5 protein-coding genes and 1 pseudogene are annotated in these 4,834 nt (G+C 68.4%); 3 read left to right on the top strand and 3 right to left on the bottom strand.

What is annotated here, in order from left to right:
• The 3 genes and pseudogenes from EOA24_RS27605 to EOA24_RS27615 form a co-directional block, all read left to right on the top strand.
• Positions 1-191, top strand: a pseudogene (locus tag EOA24_RS27605) (glycosyltransferase family 2 protein); the annotation flags it as partial.
• Entirely contained in the window at positions 188-1,219 is a 1,032-nt protein-coding gene (locus EOA24_RS27610; protein WP_126078102.1) for a glycosyltransferase, read from the top strand. The pseudogene EOA24_RS27605 and the gene EOA24_RS27610, both read left to right, overlap by 4 nt.
• Positions 1,216-2,988, top strand: coding sequence for an ABC transporter ATP-binding protein (locus tag EOA24_RS27615; protein ID WP_245467138.1), 1,773 nt, complete (start codon positions 1,216-1,218; stop codon positions 2,986-2,988). The genes EOA24_RS27610 and EOA24_RS27615 overlap by 4 nt, the downstream gene beginning before the upstream one ends.
• 210 nt (positions 2,989-3,198) lie before the next feature.
• Here the strand turns inward: EOA24_RS27615 and minE are convergent, their stop codons facing one another.
• From minE to minC, 3 genes are all read right to left on the bottom strand, one after another.
• Positions 3,199-3,471 (bottom strand): cell division topological specificity factor MinE, encoded by a 273-nt coding sequence (minE, locus tag EOA24_RS27620; RefSeq protein WP_042638296.1) that lies wholly within the window; start codon positions 3,469-3,471, stop codon positions 3,199-3,201.
• Positions 3,468-4,283 (bottom strand): septum site-determining protein MinD, encoded by an 816-nt coding sequence (minD, locus tag EOA24_RS27625; RefSeq protein WP_042638294.1) that lies wholly within the window; start codon positions 4,281-4,283, stop codon positions 3,468-3,470. Before minD ends, minE begins: the two co-directional genes overlap by 4 nt.
• A 99-nt stretch (positions 4,284-4,382) precedes the next feature.
• Positions 4,383-4,834, bottom strand: a 452-nt coding sequence (gene minC, locus EOA24_RS27630) for a septum site-determining protein MinC (RefSeq protein ID WP_127410272.1), incomplete at its 5' end; no start/stop codon positions are given.

Genomic DNA, 4,834 nt, shown 5'->3' on the forward strand with positions numbered 1-4,834 from the left:
TGCTGACGCTGACCGGGAAATGGAACGCAATCCGCCGCCGGGAGAAATACGCGCTCGGCCCCGGCGCCTGGGCGCCCTGGCTGAGCCAGGCCTCGATGTGGGCGGGCAAGCGCGCCGACGGGCTTGCCTACCGCCTCAAATCTGCGCCGGCAGCGTCAGTGCTCGCGCCCTACAGGATGGCCGCGCCATGAACGTCGAGCGCCATCCGCTGCTGCGCCACCTGCGCCCCGCCCTGCCCCCTCCTCCGTGGCCCAGGCAGCGGCCACAGGTCTCCTTCATCGTCTGCACGCGCGACCGCCTGGCCGTGCTCGAAGCCTGCATCGAATCGATCCGCGCCGCTTGCCGGGCGCACCCGGCCTACACAGCCGAACTGGTGGTGGTCGACAACGGCTCGCGCGACGGCACGGCCAGTTATCTTTCGGCGACCGCCGCTAGCTCTGACATCGCCCTGACCGCAATCTCGGAGCCTCGCCCCGGACTGGCGGCGGCGCGCAATGCGGGGCTGGCGCGGGCGCGCGGGCGGGTGCTGGTGTTCGTCGACGACGACTGCAGGCTCGACCGCAGCTATCTCATCGACCTCGAGCGGCATTATGCGAGCGGCGAGAAATGGCTGATCCGCGGCGGCCGCGTCGAGACCGGCGACGTGCTGGACCTGCCCTTCACCATCAAGCGCTGCGACGAGCGCGAGCGGCTGACGCCGGCGGTCCACCCGGGCGGCTTCGTGCTCGGCTGCAACATGACCATGCACCGCGACGTCGCCGCCCGCATCGGCCCCTTCGACGAACGCTTTGGCGCCGGCGGGGCGCTGCGCTCGGCCGAGGACACGGATTATCTGGTGCGGGCGATGCTCGCCGGCATGGCGGTTGAATATGTGCCCGACATGACGATCTTCCACCATCACGGACGGCGCGACCGCATGGCGATCGACCGGCTGCACCGCGACTATCATTTCGGCAACGGCGCGCTGTTGCTGAAGCATTTTCGCCGCGCGCCCTGGCTGCTGCGCCATTTCTACTGGGCGGCCCGGGCCGCCATGCGCGAGCTCGTCGGCGGGCCGCGCTTCGACCAGGAGCTCAAACTGTCGCATTGGCCGATCGTTCTGATGAACCTCGCGGGCGCGGCGAAGTTCATCGCTCTCGTGCTTGTCAAGCGGCCGGCTCGAAAGCCTCAGTCGGGCAATGAGACCAACGAGGCCAGGGCGGAGGCCGGCGCGCGATGAGCGGGCGCCCGACCCTGTCGATGCTGCGCCGGGCGCTCGGCAGCCGGCAGCTTGGCCTGCTGCCCGCCGTCGTCGCGCTCGGGCTTGCAAGCGCGGCGCTCGAAGGCTTCGGCATCGGGCTGATCATCCCGCTGCTCGGCATCATCATGGGGCATGGCGACACAGCCGGCATGGCGGGCTTCTCGGCCCTCCTGCAGAAGGTCGGCGCCGGGCTCGGCGAGCGCGAGCGGCTGATTGCCATCGCGGCCGCGATCCTTGGCTCGATCCTCTTGAAGAACCTGCTCGGCTTCGCCAATTCGGTGCTGACCGCACATATCTACGGCAAGGCCAGCCAGGCGATCCGCGGCGCGCTCGCCGAGCGGCTGCTCAATGTCGGCTATCCGTTCTTCCTGAAGGAGAGCCCCGGGCGGCTGCTCAACATCATCTCCAGCGAATCCTGGCGGGCCTCGGACGCCATCCAGGCGATGCTGGGCTCGATCGTCAGCGCCTCGGCGTCGCTCATCCTGCTCGTCTTCCTGCTGCTGCTCTCCTGGCAGATGACGCTGCTGGTGATGCTCGGGCTGGCGCTGGTCCAGCTTGCGCATATGGCGCTGTCGGCGCATCTGAGAAAGCCAAGCCGAAGCGTTGCCTCGCGCAACAGCGCCTTGGCCTCACGGATGCTGCACCTGGTCCATGCCGGCCGGCTGATCCGCATCTTCGGCCAGGAGGCGCGCGAGAAGGCGGCGTTCGAGGCGGCGTCGGACGGCGTGCGCCGGGCGGCCTTCCAGCTTTCCAACCGCCAGGGCGCGCTGGCGCCGCTGACCGAAGTGCTGCACGCCATGTTGTTCCTGGCGGTGGTGATCGGGGCCTGGCTGGCGGGCCTGAGCTTCCCGATGGTCGCCGCCTTCCTCATCCTGCTCTATCGGCTGCAGCCGCATGCCAGGGCCCTGCAGATGACATGGAGCCAATTACAGGGGCTTTCCGGCTCGCTGGAGGAAGTGACCTGGCTGCTCGATCCCGAGGGCAAGCCGGCCGCGCCGCAAGGCCGCCGGCCGTTCGCGTCTTTAGGCGAAAAAATCGCCTTCGAGGGCGTGAGCTTCAGCTATGTCAATGAGGAGCAGCGCGCGGCGGTGCTGCACGCGGCGAGCTTCGACATAAGAAGCGGCCGCTCCACCGCCCTGATCGGCCGCTCCGGCGCCGGCAAGACGACCATCGTCAACCTGCTCTGCCGCTTCGTCGAGCCGGACGGCGGCCGCATCCTCGTCGACGGCGCGCCGCTTGGCGAGATCGATCCGGCCGCATGGCGGGCGCACATCGCCCTCGCCAGCCAAGAGCTGGAGCTGGTGGACGGCACGATCCTCGACAACATCACCTACGGCAAGGACACAGCGAGCGAGGAAGAAGCGCGGCGCGCGGCAGAGCTTGCCGAGGCGCATGAATTCATCGAGCGCCTGCCGCAGGGCTACCAGACGGTCGTCGGCTATCGCGGCGTCAACCTGTCGGCCGGCCAGAGACAGCGCATCGCGCTCGCCCGCGCGCTGGTGCGCGACCCCGACATCCTGATCCTCGACGAGGCCACCAACGCTGTCGACGGGCTTTCGGAAGCGGCGATCGTGGAAACACTGAAGTCGCGCGCCGGACGCCGCACCACGATCGTCATCAGCCACCACCATTCGACGATCTCGTTCTGCGACGACCTGGTGATCCTGGAGCATGGACGGGTGCGGAAGCAGGCGCCGTTCGCCGAGTTGGCGGCGCGCAGCATGGATGAGTTGTACCAGCCGGAGTGAGGAGCGCGAAGGATCGAGGCGCTTCGGAACCTTGGTTCCTCGCCCCCACGAAGGTGGGGAGAGGTGGCGCGGCGAAGCCGCGACGGAGAGGGGGAAACGCGCCGGCCTGGAAAGCAGTCGGAGGGAACCCGCCAGCGTCGCAGGCCCCCTCTCCGCCCCGCTGCGCGGGGCACCTCTCCCCCGCCTTGGCGGGGGCGAGGAACCCAAGTCCTATCCCGCCATCGCCAGCGGGGCGGCGCTCTTGTTGGGGATCTGGATGTCGATCTCCAGCGTCGACATGGTCGCGCCGCGGTCCATCGAGACCTGGAGATAGTCCTGGTCGATCTGCACATGTTTGGCAATGACCGCCATGATCTCCTCGCGCAGGATGGAGACGAGGTCGGGCTGGCCGCGGCTCTGGCGCTCATAGGCGAGCAGCAGCTGCAGCCGCTCGCGCGCCACCGGCGCGCTGGTGCGCCGCTTGAAGAGGTCGAGGATGCTCATGCGGCCCTCCTTCCGAGCAGCCGGTCGAGGAAGCCCTTGCGTTCGAAGGGGACGACCACCGGCAGGTCTTCGCCTTCAAGGCGTCTTGCCGCTTCGAGGTAAGCCTTTGCGGCCCCATTGAGCGGTTCCGAGAGCGTGACGGGCGAGCCTAGATTGGAGGCCCGCAGCACATCCTGGCTTTCCGGGATGATGCCGAGCAGCGGCGTGGAGAGGATCTCCAGCACGTCGTCGATCGACAGCATCTCGCCGCGCGAGGCGCGCGCCGCGTCGTAGCGCGTGACCAGCACGTGTTTTTGCACCAGCTCGCCCTGCTCGGCCTTCATGGTGCGGGCGTCGAGCAGGCCGATGATGCGGTCGGAGTCGCGCACCGACGACACTTCCGGGTTGGTGACGATGACCGCCTCGTCGGCGAAGCGCATGGCGAGCTGCGCGCCGCGCTCGATGCCGGCCGGGCTGTCGCAGAAGACATAGTCGAACACCGAGCGCAGCCGGGCGATGACTTCCGCCACGCCCTCTTCGGTGAGTGCGTCCTTGTCGCGGGTCTGCGAGGCCGGCAGCAGATAGAGCGTCTCCAGCCGCTTGTCGCGGATCAGCGCCTGCGACAGCTTCGCGGTACCCTGGATGACGTTGACGAGGTCGAACACCACGCGGCGCTCGGCGCCCATGATGAGGTCGAGGTTGCGCAGGCCGACGTCGAAATCGACCAGCGCCACCTTCTTGCCGGTCTTGGCCACGGCGGCGCCGAGCGCGGCCGTCGAGGTCGTCTTGCCGACGCCCCCCTTGCCCGATGTGACCACGACTACCTTGCCCATTTATACAGCCTCCGTTGGCGATTTTTATTCATGACCGTGCCGGGCACGGCGGACTCGTTAACAACTTTGGCACGCGAAACCGGTCCGAAGCTTGCGGCCTCAGCCGAGCGGCACCACGCAGAGCGCATCATTGTCGAGGAAGGCCTGCACGGCCTTGCCGCGCGACACCCCTTCCATCTCCTCGGCGGTCGTGTACCAGCCGTCGACGGCGAGCAGCTCGGCCTCGTTCTTGCGGCAGAAGATGCGCGCCGAAACATTGCCTTCCGAGCCGGCGATCGCGCGGCCGCGCAGCGTGCCATAGACATGGATCGAGCCGCCGGCGACGATTTCCGAGCCGGACGCGACCGAGCCGAGCACGATGACGTCGCCATGCGGATGGAACACCGACTGTCCCGAGCGGATCGGCGCCTTGATCATCAGCGTGCCGGCGGAATGCCGCGCCGGCTCGGCGCCCGCGCTTGCGGCTTGCGCCGGTTCGATCCTGACCGCTTCGAGCTTCGCCAGCTCGGGGTCGACCGGCTCGTCGGCGGACATCGCGATCTGCGGAGCCT

This window comes from Mesorhizobium sp. M2A.F.Ca.ET.039.01.1.1, from assembly GCF_003998035.1.
In the GTDB taxonomy this organism is placed as follows: Bacteria; Pseudomonadota; Alphaproteobacteria; order Rhizobiales; family Rhizobiaceae; genus Mesorhizobium.